This window comes from Shewanella mytili (genome assembly GCF_046765975.1).
GTDB classification, from domain to species: Bacteria; Pseudomonadota; Gammaproteobacteria; order Enterobacterales; family Shewanellaceae; genus Shewanella; species Shewanella mytili.
Map to the genome: position 1 here is coordinate 84290 of NZ_JBKOUD010000007.1, position 17333 is coordinate 101622.

Genomic DNA, 17333 nt, shown 5'->3' on the forward strand with positions numbered 1-17333 from the left:
CTGTGAAAAGTAGAATTTTCTCGTAAAGTTAGACGCAGGAGATTCGACATGAAAATATCGCGATATACAGACAGTCAAATCATCGCCATTCTCAAGCAAGCAGAAGTGGGCACCCCGGTTCCTGAGCTGTGCCGCGAACATGGCATGAGCAGTGCGACCTTTTATAAGTGGCGCGCAAAATACGGTGGCATGGACGCTTCCCTTATGGCTCGAATGAAGGCGCTTGAAGAGGAAAATCGGCGCTTGAAAAAGATGTACGCCGAAGAGCGCCTGAAGGCAGAAATCATCCAGGAAGCCATGGCAAAAAAGTGGTGAAGCCCTGTGAGCGGCGAACGCTTGCTCAGCAGTCAGTGGCGCTTCACGACATCAGCATTCGCTTTGCATGCCGAGTGTTTTCCGTCAGCGAAACCTGTTATCGATATCCACCGAAGTTGTGTGACGAAAACGCTGAAATTGCCGATTGGCTTATCAAGTTGACCGAGGCCGAGAATGATTGGGGCTTTGGCCTCTGCTTTGATTATTTGCGCAATGTGAAGGGCAAAGGCTGGAACCACAAACGCGTTTATCGCATCTATTGCGAGTTGGCACTGAACTTACGCATTCGTCCCAGACGACGGCTAAAACGTCACGCACCAGAGCCGTTGAAAGCACCGGTACGTGCTAACCAAGTGTGGTCTGTGGATTTTATGCATGACCAATTGTCTGATGGCCGAAACTACCGTTTGTTTAACGTGATTGATGATTTTCGCCGTGAAGGACTCGCCATTGAAGTAGGCTTGTCATTGCCCGCATTACGCGTGATAAGAGCGCTGGAGCAGTTGTTAGAACAACGGCCAACACCATCTGTCATTCGCTGTGATAACGGGCCTGAATTCATCAGTTTGGAATTTGTTAACTGGGCTAAACAACATCAAATCCGGATTGAGTACATCCAACCGGGCAAGCCTCAACAGAACGCATATATTGAGCGACACAACAAAACGATACAGTTGGGTCAGCAAGTACTTGTTTGAGTCCATTGAAGAGGTACAAGATTATGCAACTCAATGGCTTTGGTTTTACAATCACGAAAGGCCACACAAAGCCAACCATGGGCGACCACCTTTAATGGTCGTTTAACTTCTATTTTTAACTGCGGTTAAAAATGGGAGGATTACCGATATTGTTCACCAGTAATAATTTCAATACACCCTATAGACACGCCTTAAAGATAGGTCTAAGCCTATCGCTTAACTAATGAGTATCCGTTTTAATTGCGCTATTACACATTCTTAATTGTGATTCCGGCAAAACATATTCCACTACTACCGCCTACCCCGCCCAACAGGGCACACATGGAAAACCGAACCACAAAGCCAATTTCCCATTTAAAAACAACTGTTTTACCAAAACACATTCCGTTTTGTAGTAACATGGGCGACCTTAAGGCATTTTTACGAGACAACCCATGCTGAAACCGCTTTTGTGTAGTGCGCTCATGTTCGCATTGCCACTCACCGTACAGGCACAAGATAAAAGTCAGTGGCCGGAAGGCAGTGCCATGCACACCGGATTAACCCAAAAAGAGCTACTGGAAAACAAGCAGGCCAAGGCAAGCGAACTGGTGGGAAAAATCCGCACAACGCTACAGCAACAGTTACCCCGCAATGGCCAGTATTTGGCTGATTTGTTACAAGAGCAACAAGGGAAATGGCTAAGCTATGTGGATGCCACCTGCATGCTGGTGGGGCAGATGACAGGTGCCGGTGGCTCATGGCCGAGTGTTTATGCCCTTAATTGTGCCAGCAATATGGCGGATCAGCGCTTGTTCAAGCTCACCAACACCTTGCAGTGCATGAAACGTCATGCCAAACATCAGCGCCGTTATGAAATTCCCGATTGCCTGTACCAGAGTTACAGCGTTACTTATTGATTGATTAGCAGATAATCAGAGTGGCGGCAGGTACAGCTCGGGTACAGTGTGCATAAACCATCCTGACCATATCTCAGCTATGGTGGATTTTTTATGCCCTATACTGGAATTTCATATCAGTAAGTTAGCGCACATCAAGGATGAACCGGGGCAGCGCGCATTCAGTATGCCGATGGTTACAGCCAACTAGGAGAAAACCATGAAAAAACTCATTGTCATCGTACTGTTACTGGCAGGTGTGGTGCTGGTCACCCAAGCCTTTGACCACCAGGATGCCCGTGAAACGGCATCTCCTGCCACGTCAGCCGAGCAGTCACCCTTAACAGGGGCCTGGGTGTTGCAAGATTACGGTTGGATAAGCGGTTTCGCCCTACACAGCGACGGCACGGCGGCATCCATCGGTTCCCACACATTGCTATATAAAACATGGCAAGTGCATAACAACGAGCTGGTGCTGACCGCCATCAGTTTGGGTAATGGCAGCGCCAGCGTGTTTGAAGACAAATTTCAGATTGCCACCGCCAATGACAACGAGCTGGTGCTGACCAGAAACAACAAGCGTTACCGCTATTTAAAGACCGAGAACACCACCGGGGAGATGCAGGAAATCAGCGGCACTATCAACACCTCGTTTAGCTATTTTCCGGTTGATAACATGAGCACTGAAAAGTCCATGCAGCAAAAACACCCGGTGGATTTTGCAAGCAACCAAATTCCCCAAAAACAGCAGGCGGCCATTGTCAAAAGCTATGCCGATACCGCCGTGAATTTTGCCGGACATTACGTAGTGGTTAACTGGGGATGCGGCAGTAGTTGCCTGGATGGCGTGATGGTGGATGTACGGGATGGCAAGATTTATCATCTGCCGTCACTTGAAGGCTACAGCGATATAGGCAATGGCGTCGATCACAAGGCTGACAGCATTTTACTGGTTACCTCCCATACCCTATCCACAACCAATCCGAAAGACGGCAAACCGGTAACGGAAACCAACCGCTATTACTGGCTGTGGAATGAAGCGTCCAAGCAATTTATCCGATACGGTTAAGGGCCCCCAGTCACCCGCAACCGTACATGAAGAGCCGTTGTCGCCAAATGAAGGTGGCAACGGCAGATTCCTATAAAGCTACCCCCGCACCGCTGTTGATGCTACCGACCAAACGCCAAAGCCGCCCAGCTTGGCGCCATTGTAGAGAGTGTTATGGACAATTATTTTGACTCGCCTTTTGCCGGAAAACCCTTGCAAGCACAGGTAACCAACAAAAACATCATCGTGGGACGCCACAGTTATTACTCCGGCTATTACCATGGCCACAGCTTTGATGATTGCGCCCGTTATTTGCACCCGCAGCGGGATGATGTGGATAAACTCATTATCGGCAATTTTTGTGCTATCGGTTCCGGCGCGGTGTTCATGATGGCCGGGAACCAGGGGCATCGCACTGACTGGATAAGTACCTTCCCGTTCTTTTATCAGCAGGATACCCCGGCCTTTGCCAATGGGGCTGACGGCTTTCAACGGGCCGGAGATACGGTTATCGGCCATGATGTGTGGATAGGCACGGAAGCGATGATTATGCCGGGTGTTCGTGTGGGCAACGGCGCCGTGATCGCCAGCCGGGCGGTGGTAACCAAAGATGTGGCCCCTTATGAAATCGTGGGCGCCAATCCGGCAAAACATATCCGTTTTCGCTTTGAGCCGGAGCACATCCACATGCTGCAACACATGCAGTGGTGGCACTGGACTGACAGCCAACTGCAAGCCGCCATGGCGCTACTTTGCAGCAAGGAGATTGAAAAGCTTTATCAGTTCTGGCAACAACACGTTGCCCCGACCACCGCAGAATAACCCGCCAACGGCTTATTCATGCCGCTGACCATCCCTTGTGCTGTCATCAGTGGCATAATTTTTCGCCATGTATCATATTTTTACAAAATTAATCCAGGATTAGTGCGTTTTTGCAAAACTGAAAATTATTATTTAAAACATTGCATTACGAATTAATTGACAAAATCTTTACACTAAAGTCAGCACAAAAAATTGGCAAAGTTGTTCTAAATCAAATTCAACTTCCCTAAATTATGGCAAAAATGTAGCGTTTTTTTGGCGGCCAGCAAAAAGCCCCATTAAAACCCGATGTGGTAGTAACAGGACATTTTCATCTGTGCAGGAACACAAAAGGGACAACGATTATGGACATTGCCATTTTACTGGGAGTGGGACTACTGGCAGCACTCCACCTGGTGTTTGCCTGGAGAGCATTTACCAGCCGCCTGCGTTTAAGCATTAACCGGCGTTACCGCTGGGTGATCACCAGTTTGCTGTTGGGGCCCATGGGATACTATGCCATGCTGGGATTATGGCCCAGCGAACTCTTCTGTGAAGAATGACTACAGCATGGCATGGGCCAGCGCCTGATCCGGATCTTCGGCTTTGCGCAGCTGAGGTGCCATTCCCTCCTGCAGTGCCTGTTTGTACTGGGGCAGCATCCGCACCGCCATGGTGAGATCGGAGCGGATCACCAATCCCCCGTCCCGGCCGGTTTTAATGCCCGCCATTTCACACCACGTCAGCAACTGACGCTTGCGCCCGGCCAGAACAAGGCTCACGCCTTTGGCGCGCAGCTGTTTTTGCAATCCGCCCAGCATTGACATCACGCTCATATCCATATGGCTGAAACAACTCACCGCATCCACCACCACGTTTTCTACCGGTGAGGGCTGCTCGGCAATCCGGTGCAACAGTTGCCGCTTGAAATACATGGCATTGAAATAGGTCAGGGGCGAATTGAAACGGTAGATTAAAATCCCCGGAATGGTTTTTGCCTTGTCGGTTGCGTCAATACTGCGCAGCACGCCTTTTTGACTAATGCCCAGCAACTGATCGGTTGGGCGCATCACCAATCGGATAAACTGCAGCAACCCCAGCAACACCGCCAGGGTGATACCGGGAATGATACCGATAAACAGTACCGCCAACAGTGTGATTAAGGCCAATGTAAAAGCCCCGTTATCCCGTTTCAGCAAACGCCAAATGGCATTGAAATCAATGAGAGAATAAGAGGCAATCACCAGTACCACCCCCAAGGCAGGGGCGGGAATGTACTGCAATGGCGCGGTAAAAAACAGCACAAACAGCAGGATCATCAAGGCGCTGAGCACTGACACCAGCTGGCTTTTACCGCCGCTGGCATCATTCACGGCGGTGCGGGAGTCAGCGCCACTGATGGCAAAACCCTGGGAGATGGCAGCGGCGATATTGGCCAAACCCAGCGCCTTGAATTCTTTATCTGCATCAATGTCATAACCGTTTTTGGCGGCAAAACTGCGGGCCGCCAGCATCATGCTGATAAAGCTCACCATGGCCAGGTTAAGTGCCGGCATCACCAGCTCACGAATTAACCCCAGCTCAAATACCGGGGTTTGAAATTGTGGCAAACCGCCTTGGGTTTCCCCCACCACATCCACCCCGTAATGCACGGCATTCCCCCCCCACGACAACAAGGTGGCTCCTGCAATGGCAATCATGGCCGCTGGCCATTGGGGTCGCAGCCAATGACTCAGTAAAAAAATGCCCAGCGTTACCAGCGCCACCCCCAAGGTGGGCCAATGGATTAAGCGCACGTACTCCACGCTGTGATATAACCGCTCCAGCAAATAGCGCTCGGTGTAAGTAAAACCGAAAATATTCGCCGCCTGTCCCACAATAATGGTAATGGCCACCCCATTTAACAATCCAATCAGAATGGGCTGGGATAAAAATTCCGCCAGCACCCCAAAACTGAAGCGGGAAGCCAACAAGCACCAAAAACCGGTCAGCAAGGTCATGGTCATCACCAGCTGCCAGTGGCGCACCGGATCGCCCCCTGCCAATGGCGTGACCACCGCAGCAATCACCGCACAAGTGGCGGCATCAGGCCCCACAATCAACTGCCTTGAGGTGCCGAACACGGCATACACCAGCATGGGAAGAATGCAGGCATAAAGTCCGGCAATGGCGGTGACCCCGGTCAGCTGTGCATAGGCAATGGCAACCGGCAGGGCCACCGCCGTTACCGACAATGCCGCGCGCAAGTCGTCCCTGAACCATTCACGCTGATACTGCCCCAGCGCGTGGGCGCCGGGAAACCATTGGGCAAAACGGGAACTGTGTAAAAAATTTGTGGCCATCACCCTGCTGTTCATGTTGCTCCATCAACGCTGACAAAAGAGATCTATCGGTCATTAAGTTATGACATGAAGCTGTCATGTTTGCGAGTGCAAATAAAGATTTGCTGAAAATAACAAGGCATTACAACTTAAAGATGAGGCCAGCAGATGCTGGCCCCATATAACATGCCCGCGGGGAAATCAGCGCAAGCGATAGATGGCGGTGGTACCGCTCACCTCATTGCCAATCACCAACATGGGCGTACCAAAGGGGCTTTTATCCGCTGTGACGAATTTCATCCCTTCCGGCCCCAGATCTCCGGCCAGCTGCATATTGCCCTGATATTCGCCGTTATCGGTATCCACTGAAAAATCGGTGGCAAAATCCCGATTGACCACATAGTCCACAAAACTGACGGCAAAGGGGTTGGTGATGTCGTACACCATGATGCCGCCGGTGCGCTCCAGCCCTATAAAGGCATAAGTTTTGCCATTGACGTCCCCAATGGCCAGCGCTTCAGGCTCAGGGCCCTTGTCATCGCTGCGGCTGTCGCCTTTGTTTTCATCATTATTGTTGTTAAAGGCATCCCCTAACAACGCGGCGGTAATGCGTTCAAAATCGGCACCGGAGTCAAACACCAAGCGCCCGTCAGCATCCCGGATGGAAAAAGAGCGCGCCCCATAGGCATAAAGTTGCTCATAATCACCGTCACCATCCGCATCGCCCATGGAACGGGTGACTTTCAAGCGTCCCAATTGGCTGTTATCCGCAGCAGCGGCCAGTTCGGGGTGATTGGCATCCAGCAACAGTTTGCCCGCGCGGGTTTCTTCAGAAAACCCGTCATAATCACGGGCATCGCCTTCGTTGGCCAACACGATGAAATTGCCGTTTCATTGTGTCATCCATGTTAACTAACGAAGCCATTCACGCTAAAACCCTTGAATGACAAATAAACGGCAAAAATATGAACGGAGGGTGACACCAGAAAACGGCAGTAGCAGGCAAGATGCGCCGCCTGATGGGGTTTATGGTTGGCAGCACCTGCTAAAGGCTTTACCATGACCTTCAAAACCTGCTCGTTGCGGGTTTAGCATTTTCCCTGAGGTGCCCGTGGCTACAACCCCTTACCCTTCACCGCAGCGCGCCGCCTTGCCGCTATGGCTGCTGTTGCCCATGCTGGCGGCCATTATGGCCATTACCCCACTCACCATCGACATGTACCTGCCGGCCATGTCGATTATGGCAACAAGCTTTCATTCAGATGTCACCACAGTGCAACAATCCCTGAGTGTGTATCTGGCAGGATATGCGGTTGGCATGCTCACTTTCGGCCCGCTGGCTGACCGGCTTGGCCGGCGACCGCTGGTAATTTTGGGGCTGAGCGGTTTTCTGTTGTGTTGTATTGGCCTGGCACTGGCCCCCTCGCTTCACGTATTCATGGGGCTGCGCTTTGTACAGGCCTTTATCGGGGCCGCTGCCACGGTAGTGGTGCCTGGGTATATCAAGGAGATTTACGGTGACAATACGGCCAAGGGCATGTCTTATGTGAGCCTCATCATGATGCTGGCGCCCTTGATGGCCCCGAGTCTGGGCAGCCTGATTTTAACATTCGGCCATTGGCCACTGATTTTTTTCATCTTGGCCACTTACGCCGGACTGCTATTGATATTGGTAACATGGAAGCTGAAACTGCCATCCGATGGCCCCAATGCCAGCCACAGCCACCGCTCATTTTTAGGCAATTATGCCGTGGTGTTGTCGCGCCCAGGCGTTAAGCCTTATCTGGGTAGCGGGTTGCTATGTTCATTGGCATTTTTTTGCTATCTCACCGCATCGCCGTTTGTTTACATGGAAGTGTTCCAGCTGGAGCGTTCCCTGTTTGCCATTTTGTTCAGCGCCAACGTCGGGGCGCTGGCGCTGGCCAACATTATCAATTCCCGCATTGTCGGGCGTTACGGCTCCCGGCGCATGTTGGTCATTGCCACCTTTATCGGTGCCTTGTCGGCGCTGGCACTGGTGCTGGTTAACTGGTTGCAGTGCGAATACTACTGGACCGTGATCACGCTGGCGCCCCTGATGGGCTCGCTGGGCATTATGTCGGTAAACTCCGATGCCATCGTATTGATGAAATTCCAGCAGGAAACCGGCACCGCCACGGCGGTCATTGGCACCCTGCGCTTTGGCATCGGGGCCAGTGCCGGGCCATTGCTGGCATTTTTCTATAACGGGAGCGCCCTGCCCTTTGCCGTGCTGATGCTAACGGCCATTCTGCTGGCGGCGGTTTGCCAGTTGTGGGCACGACAAGGTGTGGCCGCCTAGCCGGTCGTCCATGCCATTCCCGTTGGCGGCATTTCCCTGAGTTGCCCGTTTATCCATCTCATGGGGGGGCTGGACTCATGAGCGAGCTACCCGGTCTTTGGCTTTCATTCCTGAAAATTCTTCATGTTGCGAATTTGTAGCCGTTATGTACTTGCAAATTCACACAATTTCAATATGATGGATTTTCGTCCACAGGACACGACCCTCTCTCTTAACCAGAGAGTAACCGCAATGGTGAGGGTCAAGGGTGGCGGCAATTATCCTTGTCGCCGAATGTGAGAGCGATTACCGTCGCTGTAAAAGCTACTGTTTACCGTAACGGTATCTTCTTATCTTGAGGAAAATACAATGGAGATGCTTTCTGGCGCCAGCATGATCGTGCGTTCCCTGATCGATGAAGGCGTTAAACATATCTTTGGCTACCCTGGTGGCTCCGTACTCGACATCTACGACGCACTGCACGAACAATCCAATATCGAACACATTCTGGTACGCCATGAGCAAGCCGCCGTGCATATGGCTGACGGTTATGCCCGCGCCACCGGCAAGGTGGGTGTTGTGCTGGTCACCTCTGGCCCTGGCGCCACCAACGCCATTACCGGCATTGCCACGGCGTACATGGACTCAGTGCCGCTGGTAGTGTTGTCCGGCCAGGTGCCCAGCAACCTGATTGGCAATGATGCCTTCCAGGAATGCGACATGATTGGCATTTCCCGGCCAGTGGTGAAACACAGCTTTTTGGTGACCGATCCCCAGGAAATTCCCAACATCATCAAAAAGGCCTTTTACATTGCGGCCAGCGGACGCCCCGGCCCCGTCGTGGTGGATTTGCCCAAAGACTGCCTGAACCCGGCCGTTAAATACGCTTATCAGTACCCCAAACAGGTAAAATTGCGCTCATACAACCCCACCATTTCGGGCCATAAAGGGCAAATACGTCGTGGGCTGCAGGCGCTGCTGGAAGCCAAAAAACCGGTGTTGTATGTGGGTGGCGGCGCCATCATGTCTGAGTGTGCCCCGCAAATCCGTCAGTTGGCAGAAGAACTGCGCCTGCCGGTAGTGAATACCCTGATGGGGTTAGGCGCCTTTCCCGGCACCCATCCGCAAAATCTGGGCATGTTAGGGATGCACGGGGTTTATGAAGCCAATATGGCCATGCACAACAGTGACCTCATCTTTGGCATTGGCGTGCGTTTTGATGACCGTACCACCAACAATATTGCCAAATATTGCCCTGAAGCCACGGTGCTGCATATCGATATTGACCCGTCATCCATCTCCAAAACGGTACATGCCGACATCCCCATTGTGGGCTCGGCGGATCATGTGCTGGATGAGATGCTGCACATTTTGCACAATGGCCGCAACGAGCCCCAGCAGGATGGTGAAGCCCTGCAGCAATGGTGGCAGCAAATTGATGGCTGGCGTGAACGCCATTGCCTGAAATATCCCCAATCCAATGAGCGCATCAAACCCCAGCGCGTGGTGGAAGTGCTGTACCAGTTAACCCAGGGGAACGCCTACGTGGCCTCGGATGTGGGCCAGCACCAAATGTTTGCCGCGCTGTATTACCCCTTTGACAAGCCCCGCCGCTGGATAAACTCCGGGGGCCTTGGCACCATGGGCTTTGGCTTACCGGCGGCCATGGGCGTCAAAATGGCGCTGCCGGATGAAACCGTTGTTTGCGTGACCGGTGACGGTTCCATCCAGATGAACATCCAGGAGCTGTCTACCGCCTTGCAATATGGTGTACCGGTGAAAATCATCAACCTTAACAACCGTTTCCTGGGGATGGTAAAGCAATGGCAAGACATCATTTATGCCGGACGCCACTCCCAGTCCTACATGGACTCGGTGCCCAATTTTGCCAAGATTGCCGAAGCTTATGGTCATGTGGGCATCACCATCAGTGATCCTGCCGAGCTGGAAAGCAAGTTGGCTGAGGCCCTGTCCATGACCGACAAACTGGTATTTGTGGATATCAGTGTGGATGAAACAGAACACGTCTACCCCATGCAAATCCGCGGTGGTGCTATGAGTGACATGTGGTTGAGCAAAACGGAGAAATGCTGATGAAACGCCGAATTATTTCTGTATTGATGGAAAACCAGCCCGGCGCATTATCTCGGGTGGTTGGCCTGTTTTCTCAACGGGGTTATAACATTGAGACCCTTGCGGTCGCCCCCACCGACGATGCCACACTGTCGCGCCTGACCGTGACCGTATTTGCCGATGAATCCATTCTGGAGCAGATAGAAAAACAGCTGCACAAACTGATAGACGTACTCAAGGTTTCCAACATTACCGAGTCCAGCTATGTGGAGCGTGAATTGGCCCTGATCAAAGTGAAAGCCAATGGTGACACCCGGGATGAAGTCAAGCGTACCGCCGATATCTTCCGTGGCCAGATAGTGGATGTAACACCCAGCCTGTATACCATCCAGATGACCGGCACCAGCGAAAAACTCGATGCTTTCGTGCAGTCACTGGCGGAAACGACCAAAGTGGTTGAAGTGTCACGCTCGGGTATCGTGGGGCTGGCACGTGGCGACAAGTCAATGAAAGTATAGGTTTTTATTTTAATTTACCGATAATTTCATCCTCTTTTTTGTAAAAGCTCCTGCGGGAGCTTTTGTATTTTTACAACCTGCCATTAACCTTTCTCAAACACTTTTGCTTCCGTTAAGTAGCACATTTTTTATACATGCTCGGCAAAAAACCGCAAAATATTTCACCCTGTCACATAGATGTCATTTAGCAATGTTAAAAATTCCACCGTCAATTAACCAAAACGACGGAAAGTCACTTTTTAGGATTGCTATATGAACAACTTGCTTAAAGGTGCCCTGCTTGGTTGCACTATCGCCGCATCAGCTTCTGTATATGCAGACACTGTCATCAACGGCGCTGGCGCTACCTTCCCATACCCTGTCTATGCCAAGTGGGCAGAGCAATATAACAAGGAAACCGGTGTTAAGTTGAACTACCAGGCCATCGGTTCTGGTGGTGGTATCAAACAGATTATCGCCAAAACTGTAGACTTCGGTGCTTCTGATGCACCTCTTAGCAAGGACAAACTGGACAAAGAAGGTCTGGTTCAGTTCCCTGCTGTTATGGGTTCAATCGTAGCCGTAGTTAACTTGCCTGGTGTAAAAGCCGGCGAGCTGAAACTGACTGGCGAACTGCTGGCAGATATCTATCTTGGTAAAGTTAAAAGCTGGGATGACAAAGCCATTGCAGAACTGAACAACAGTGTAAAACTGCCTCACACTCCTATCTACACCGTGCACCGTTCAGACGGTTCAGGTACCAGCTACAACTTCACTGACTACCTGAGCCGCGTAAGCAGCGACTGGAAATCTCAGGTGGGCGTAGGTAAAGAAGTGGCATGGCCTCAGGCTGCTCACCAGTTGGGCGGTAAAGGCAACGCTGGCGTGGCCAACTTCGTAAAACGCACCAAGGGTGCCATCGGTTATGTTGAATACGCTTACGCGAAAACCAACAACCTGTCTTACACCCAGATGCAGAACAAAGATGGCAAGTTCGTAATGCCAACTACAGAAGCCTTCCAGGCTGCTGCTGCCAACGCTGACTGGGCTAACGCTCCTGGCTTCAAACTGATCCTGAACGACCAGCCAGGTGCCGCTTCATGGCCAATGACTGCTGCTACCTTCATCCTGATGCACAAATCTCAGGCTAACGAAGCAACTGCCAAAGAAGTACTGAAGTTCTTCGAATGGAGCTATGCAAACGGTGACGGTCTGGCCACTGAGCTGGAATACGTACCAATGCCTGATAACGTTGTGAAAATGGTGGAAACCATGTGGCACAGCGATATCAAAACTGCTGGTGGCAAGGCTGTTTATTAAGAATTTGCCCGAAACAGGCCCTCGCCATCCGGCGGGGGCTTAGCCTTTTCTGAAAAAGTTACGACTTTATGACTTCAATATCGTTAAAAGCACTTCCATGGCAGGGTGATGATTTGTTTCGTCGGGCCTGTCTGTCCAGCGCGGGACTGATTTCCGTGTTGATGTTTGCCATCCTGCTGTCCTTATGTATTGGTGCATGGCCAGCGCTGGAAAAATTTGGCTTTAATTTTTTTGTTAGTAGTGAATGGAATCCTGTAACTGAAGAATTCGGTGCTGCGAACGCGTTATACGGAACACTTGTCTCCTCCATTATTGCGGTTTTCCTGGCGCTTCCCATTGGTTTGGGGGTTGCCATCTTCCTGTCAGAACTCTGTCCTGTGTGGATTTCACGCCCCCTGTCCATTGCCATTGAGTTACTCGCGGCAGTCCCCAGTATCATTTACGGTATGTGGGGTTTGTTTGTGTTCGCGCCCTGGTTCTCAGACGGTTTTCAGGTGTGGGCCGGCGAGCACTTGTCAGAAATTCCCTTTATCGGCCCCTTCTTCAGTGGCCCGCCCATGGGGGTTGGTCTGCTGACCTCAGGGATCATTCTGGCCTTCATGATCCTGCCGATTCTGACTTCGTTAATCAAAGAGGCGCTGTCCACCGTACCTACCGTGCTGCGTGAAGCCACTTACGGTATTGGTGCCACGCAGTTTGAAGTCATCATCAAAGTGTTGCTACCTGCCATCAAAGGCCCCATTTTCGGCGCCTTAATCCTGGCACTGGGGCGGGCACTGGGTGAAACCATGGCGATTACCTTTGTTATCGGTGGCGCCCAAAGCATTGACTCCAGCCTGTTCATGCCGGCGACCTCCATTTCTGCCACCATTGCCGAGCAGTTCAACGAAGCTACCGGTGACATGCACATTGCCGCACTGATTGGTCTGGGGCTGGTGCTGTTTATGATCACCTTTGTCGTGATGGGCACAGCCCGGGTAATGCTGCGGAGGAAAGCACAATGATCCGCAAATTTAAAAACCAGTTCTTCAAGTTGATGTGCCTGCTGGCCACGCTGATTGGCCTTGGCATCCTGGTCATTATCCTGTTCACCCTGTTCCAGAAAGGAATGGCCGGCATGAGCTGGAGCCTGTTCACTGAAGTCACCCCTGGCCCTGGCGGCGAAGGCGGCTTGGCCAACGCCATTGTGGGCAGCCTTATCATGACCTCACTGGGGATTGTGATTGCCGCACCCATCGGCATTCTGGCCGGTACCTGGCTGGCGGAATACGGGCAAAACTCCAAAACCGCCGACACGATTCGCTTCCTTAACGGGATGCTGATGAGTGCCCCATCCATTTTGATTGGCCTGTTCGTTTACGAACTGGTGGTGGTATTCATGGGCCACTTCTCCGGTTGGGCAGGCGCCATTGCGCTGGCCATCATTGCCCTGCCGGTCATCATCAGTACCACTGAAGAGATGCTGAAGCTAGTGCCCATCACCTTGCGTGAAGCGGGTGCCGGTTTGGGTACGCCACGCTGGAAAGTGACCGTGAAACTGAGCTATCGCGCGGTAAGTACCGGCATTATTACCGGTGTTCTGCTGTCGGTTGCGCGGATCAGCGGTGAAACGGCGCCGTTGCTGTTTACCGCCCTGAACTCCAGTTTCATGACCCTAAACCCCAACGAACCCATGGCCAACCTGCCGGTGACCATTTACCAATATGCAATGAGTCCTTATGAATCATGGAATCAACTGGCCTGGTCCGGTGCCTTGCTGATCACCATGGCAATTTTGTTTTTGAATGTTATTTCTCGGGCACTGCCCTTAATGAAAAAGCGGAGGTCCTGATGAGTCTGGTCGCACAAATAAAAGATTACCAACAACCCCAACAAGTAAAACCACTGGTGCAGCGGATGGATATCAAGGCGCTGAATTTTTACTACGGCAAAGACAAGCAGGTGTTGTTTGATGTGAACATGCCGATTTATCAGCACCGTGTAACAGCCATGATTGGCCCGTCAGGTTGTGGTAAATCCACCCTGCTGCGCTGCCTGAACCGCATTTATGAGCTCTATCCTCATCAATATGCCGAAGGCAATATCTCCCTGGGAGATTTGTCGGTACTGGACAAAAAAACCGACCTTAACGATCTGCGTGCCAAAATCGGCATGGTGTTCCAAAAGCCAACGCCGTTCCCGATGACCATTTACGAGAACATCGCCTTCGGCATCAAGCTGTATGAACGCCTCTCCAAAAAGGACATGGACTCTCGCGTAAAAGAGGCTCTGCAACAGGCACAGCTGTGGAATGAAGTGAAAGACAAACTGCATACTGAAGCCTCCGGTCTTTCCGGTGGTCAGCAGCAGCGTTTGTGCATCGCCCGTACCATCGCCCTCAAGCCTGATGTGATCCTGATGGACGAACCCACATCCGCACTGGATCCCATCGCCACCCAGGGGATTGAAGATCTGATCACTGAGCTGCGCAAGGATTACACCATCGTCATTGTGACCCACAACATGCAGCAGGCGGCCCGTATTTCCGATTTCACCGCCTTCATGTACTTGGGCGAGCTGATTGAATTCGGTGAAACCAAGCAGGTGTTCCAGCATCCCAAAAATGACCGGACCCGCAAATATGTAAGCGGCACCTTCGGTTAAGGGAGCACCCCCCTCGCCTACATCCAAAAAAGCCCCATCAGGGGCTTTTTTAATGCGTCACCACAACAACGGCAACTTTTATGGCACGGCGTTGCCTATCAATGACCTTGCAGTAACTGATCGGCCACAAACGGATTGCTCTGGCGCTCTTCTGCAAAGGTGGACATGGGGCCATGTCCGGGAATGAAGCGGGTTTCTGCTCCCAACGGCCACAGTTTATGGCTGATGGAGTCAATCAGTGCCGCATAATCGGAACCGGGGAAATCCGTCCGGCCAATGGAGCCGCGGAACAATACATCCCCGACCCAGGCCAGTTTGTCAACCGCAGACCAGAACACCACATGCCCCGGAGTATGACCAGGACAATGGAACACCTTCAAGACACTGTTGCCCACGGTGACTTCATCACCATCCTGCAGATATTGATCCGGTACAAAAGCCTCGCTCACCGGAAAGCCGAATTTTTGGCTTTGGGCTGGCAACTGCGCCAGCCACATGTTGTCGGCCTCATGCGGGCCGATTATGGGTAATTGCTGCTCGGTTGCCAGTTGGGCCGCCCCCCCCACATGATCGATATGACCATGGGTCAGCAAGATTTTTTCCAGTGTCAGGCCATGCTCCCGCACCGCATCGAGGATTCGGTCAATATTGCCGCCGGGATCGACCACTGCTGCCTTCAGGGTTTGCTCACACCAGATAAGACTGCAATTCTGTTGAAAGGGTGTTACGGGAATAATTTGATATTTCATGTTGTTACTCTCAGGCTGGTTCTACTACACCTTGATGGGAAATCCACGCTCATCAATTGCCAGTACAAAAATCCGCGCTGAATGTTGCCAAGGCATGCCTACGCACGTTGCAGATCATCAGATTGGCCCAGTGTAACGTTTCCTGCAGTTGAATGCCCGCCTAAAATGCCGCGCCACCACCGGATGGGGCTTTTAGGTGTACAATCAGCAAAAATATCCACCATGAAGGCCATAATGACAACCATTGCCCTCCTTGAAGGCATGCAGTGCCACCAACACCACTTTACCCTGCCACTGGATTACCAGCAGCCACAAGGGGCAAGCATCAGCGTGTTCGCACGGGAACTCAGAGGACTGCAAGCCGGTGCCGACACCCTGCCCTTTTTGCTGTATTTTCAGGGGGGCCCGGGGTTTGGTGCCCAGCGTCCGCTCATCAGCAGCGGCTGGATAAAACGCGCCTTGCAGGAATATCGGGTATTACTGCTGGATCAGCGCGGTACCGGCTTATCCACCCCCGTTAGCTACCGCACACTGGCAGGCCTCAGTGCCCGGCAGCAAGCCCAATACCTGAGTCATTTTAGGGCAGACAACATTGTGCGCGATGCCGAAGCCATCCGCCGGCAACTCAGCCCGCAAACGCCATGGAGCGTTCTGGGGCAAAGCTTTGGCGGCTTTTGCATCCTGCATTATCTCAGCACTGCACCTGAAGGCCTGAAAGAAGCCTTTATCACCGGCGGCATTCCGCCCCTTGAGCATGATGCCGATGCGGTTTACCGGGCCACCTATCGCCGGGTACTGGCCAAAAACCGGCAGTTTCACCAACGTTTTCCGGATGCCAAAAAGTTGCTGGGTGAACTGGCAAGGCATCTGCTAGAGCATTGTGAACCCCTGCCAAACGGTGACAGGCTGACAGTGGAAATGCTGCAATTGCTCGGGATCAACCTGGGCATGGCGCAAGGCCCGGAAGCGGTATATTACCTGCTCGAACAGGCGCTGGTAACCGGCCCAGAAGGCAAGGTGCTCAACCCGCTGTTTGCCGAGCATTTCATGCAGATGCTCAGTTACCACACCAATCCGCTCTATGTTCTGCTGCATGAGGCCATTTATTGCCAGCAAGCGCCATCGGCTTGGGCCGCTGAGCGCATCCGCCAGGAATACCCTGAGTTTGCCCCAGATGCCGAGGCGCTGCTGCTCACCGGTGAAATGGTGTACCCGTGGATGATGCAGCAAATCGCCAACTTGCGGCCATTGCAAGCATGCGCCGAGCTGCTGGCAACCAAAAGCGACTGGCCACAGCTGTACAACCTGCCAGCACTTGCGGCCAACACGGTACCCGTAGCCGCTGCCATTTATAGCGAAGACATGTACGTAGAGCGCGAATTCAGCCTTGAAACCGCAGCCCGGGTGGGCAATCTCAAATACTGGCTGACATCGGAATATGAACACAATGGCATTCGAATGGATGGCGAGCGCATTCTCGGGCGGCTGATTGCCCTTAACCGGGGCGAACAACTGCGTTAAATTCATCCGTTTTATTGGCGGTTGTTCAGCTTTGCTTAATCGCTATGAACTATACTTCATAGCGGTTCCGTTGGGATTACGTAACCGTTTGAATGGAATAGCCTGTTTTGGGTCTGTCACGATGATAGACCCTTTTTTATGCGCCAGCATGACAGTTTGTAGGTATATAT

Annotated in this window: 14 protein-coding genes and 2 pseudogenes; 13 read left to right on the forward strand and 3 right to left on the reverse strand. The window is 52.1% G+C overall.

All coding sequences use genetic code 11. The annotated features are described in order from the left end of the window. Positions 1-48 precede the first annotated feature (48 nt). The 5 genes and pseudogenes from ACIDEJ_RS08765 to ACIDEJ_RS08785 all read left to right on the forward strand — a co-directional run bounded on the left by ACIDEJ_RS08765 (position 49) and on the right by ACIDEJ_RS08785 (position 4303). Positions 49-1119: pseudogene (locus ACIDEJ_RS08765) on the forward strand (IS3 family transposase). Between the two features lie 328 nt (positions 1120-1447). Beyond that, on the forward strand, positions 1448-1912 hold the full coding sequence (locus tag ACIDEJ_RS08770) for a lysozyme inhibitor LprI family protein (RefSeq protein ID WP_411987693.1): 465 nt from the start codon (positions 1448-1450) through the stop codon (positions 1910-1912). A gap of 199 nt (positions 1913-2111) precedes the next feature. Then, positions 2112-2960 (forward strand): lipocalin family protein, encoded by an 849-nt coding sequence (locus tag ACIDEJ_RS08775; RefSeq protein ID WP_411987694.1) that lies wholly within the window; start codon positions 2112-2114, stop codon positions 2958-2960. Between the two features lie 153 nt (positions 2961-3113). Further along, positions 3114-3761, forward strand: coding sequence for a type B chloramphenicol O-acetyltransferase (gene catB / locus ACIDEJ_RS08780; RefSeq protein WP_411987695.1), 648 nt, complete (start codon positions 3114-3116; stop codon positions 3759-3761). A 344-nt stretch (positions 3762-4105) separates the two neighbouring features. Further along, on the forward strand, positions 4106-4303 hold the full coding sequence (locus tag ACIDEJ_RS08785) for a hypothetical protein (RefSeq protein WP_411987696.1): 198 nt from the start codon (positions 4106-4108) through the stop codon (positions 4301-4303). Here the strand turns inward: ACIDEJ_RS08785 and ACIDEJ_RS08790 are convergent, their stop codons facing one another. Both ACIDEJ_RS08790 and ACIDEJ_RS08795 read right to left on the reverse strand, forming a co-directional pair. Continuing rightward, entirely contained in the window at positions 4304-6082 is a 1779-nt protein-coding gene (locus tag ACIDEJ_RS08790) for a SulP family inorganic anion transporter (protein WP_411987697.1), read from the reverse strand. It abuts the gene before it with no gap. A 180-nt stretch (positions 6083-6262) separates the two neighbouring features. Next, a pseudogene (locus ACIDEJ_RS08795) lies at positions 6263-6952 on the reverse strand (choice-of-anchor I domain-containing protein); the annotation flags it as partial. 220 nt (positions 6953-7172) lie between these two features. Here ACIDEJ_RS08795 and ACIDEJ_RS08800 point away from each other — a divergent pair. The 7 genes from ACIDEJ_RS08800 to pstB all read left to right on the forward strand — a co-directional run bounded on the left by ACIDEJ_RS08800 (position 7173) and on the right by pstB (position 14893). After that, positions 7173-8381 (forward strand): multidrug effflux MFS transporter, encoded by a 1209-nt coding sequence (locus ACIDEJ_RS08800; protein ID WP_411987698.1) that lies wholly within the window; start codon positions 7173-7175, stop codon positions 8379-8381. Between the two features lie 348 nt (positions 8382-8729). Continuing rightward, on the forward strand, positions 8730-10454 hold the full coding sequence (locus ACIDEJ_RS08805; RefSeq protein ID WP_411987699.1) for an acetolactate synthase 3 large subunit: 1725 nt from the start codon (positions 8730-8732) through the stop codon (positions 10452-10454). After that, positions 10454-10951: an acetolactate synthase small subunit gene (gene ilvN / locus ACIDEJ_RS08810; RefSeq protein ID WP_411987700.1), complete on the forward strand. Its 498-nt coding sequence runs from the start codon at positions 10454-10456 to the stop codon at positions 10949-10951. Before ACIDEJ_RS08805 ends, ilvN begins: the two co-directional genes overlap by 1 nt. 252 nt (positions 10952-11203) lie before the next feature. Then, on the forward strand, positions 11204-12250 hold the full coding sequence (pstS, locus tag ACIDEJ_RS08815; protein ID WP_411987701.1) for a phosphate ABC transporter substrate-binding protein PstS: 1047 nt from the start codon (positions 11204-11206) through the stop codon (positions 12248-12250). A gap of 113 nt (positions 12251-12363) precedes the next feature. Next, positions 12364-13254 carry a phosphate ABC transporter permease subunit PstC gene (gene pstC / locus ACIDEJ_RS08820; RefSeq protein WP_411987702.1) on the forward strand — a complete coding sequence of 297 codons (891 nt, stop codon included), beginning with the start codon at positions 12364-12366 and terminating at the stop codon, positions 13252-13254. After that, entirely contained in the window at positions 13251-14081 is an 831-nt protein-coding gene (pstA, locus tag ACIDEJ_RS08825) for a phosphate ABC transporter permease PstA (protein ID WP_411987703.1), read from the forward strand. The genes pstC and pstA overlap by 4 nt, the downstream gene beginning before the upstream one ends. Further along, on the forward strand, positions 14081-14893 hold the full coding sequence (pstB, locus tag ACIDEJ_RS08830; RefSeq protein WP_411987704.1) for a phosphate ABC transporter ATP-binding protein PstB: 813 nt from the start codon (positions 14081-14083) through the stop codon (positions 14891-14893). The genes pstA and pstB overlap by 1 nt, the downstream gene beginning before the upstream one ends. Positions 14894-14991: 98 nt before the next feature. Here the strand turns inward: pstB and ACIDEJ_RS08835 are convergent, their stop codons facing one another. Further along, complete coding sequence (locus ACIDEJ_RS08835) at positions 14992-15642, reverse strand: MBL fold metallo-hydrolase (protein ID WP_411987705.1); 651 nt, start codon at positions 15640-15642, stop codon at positions 14992-14994. A 234-nt stretch (positions 15643-15876) separates the two neighbouring features. On the opposite strand from ACIDEJ_RS08835, the gene ACIDEJ_RS08840 reads away from it, so the two are divergent. Continuing rightward, the gene (locus ACIDEJ_RS08840) at positions 15877-17163 is read left to right on the forward strand and encodes an alpha/beta fold hydrolase (protein WP_411987706.1); all 1287 of its coding nucleotides are present in this window, start codon (positions 15877-15879) and stop codon (positions 17161-17163) included. The last annotated feature ends 170 nt before the right edge of the window (positions 17164-17333 follow it).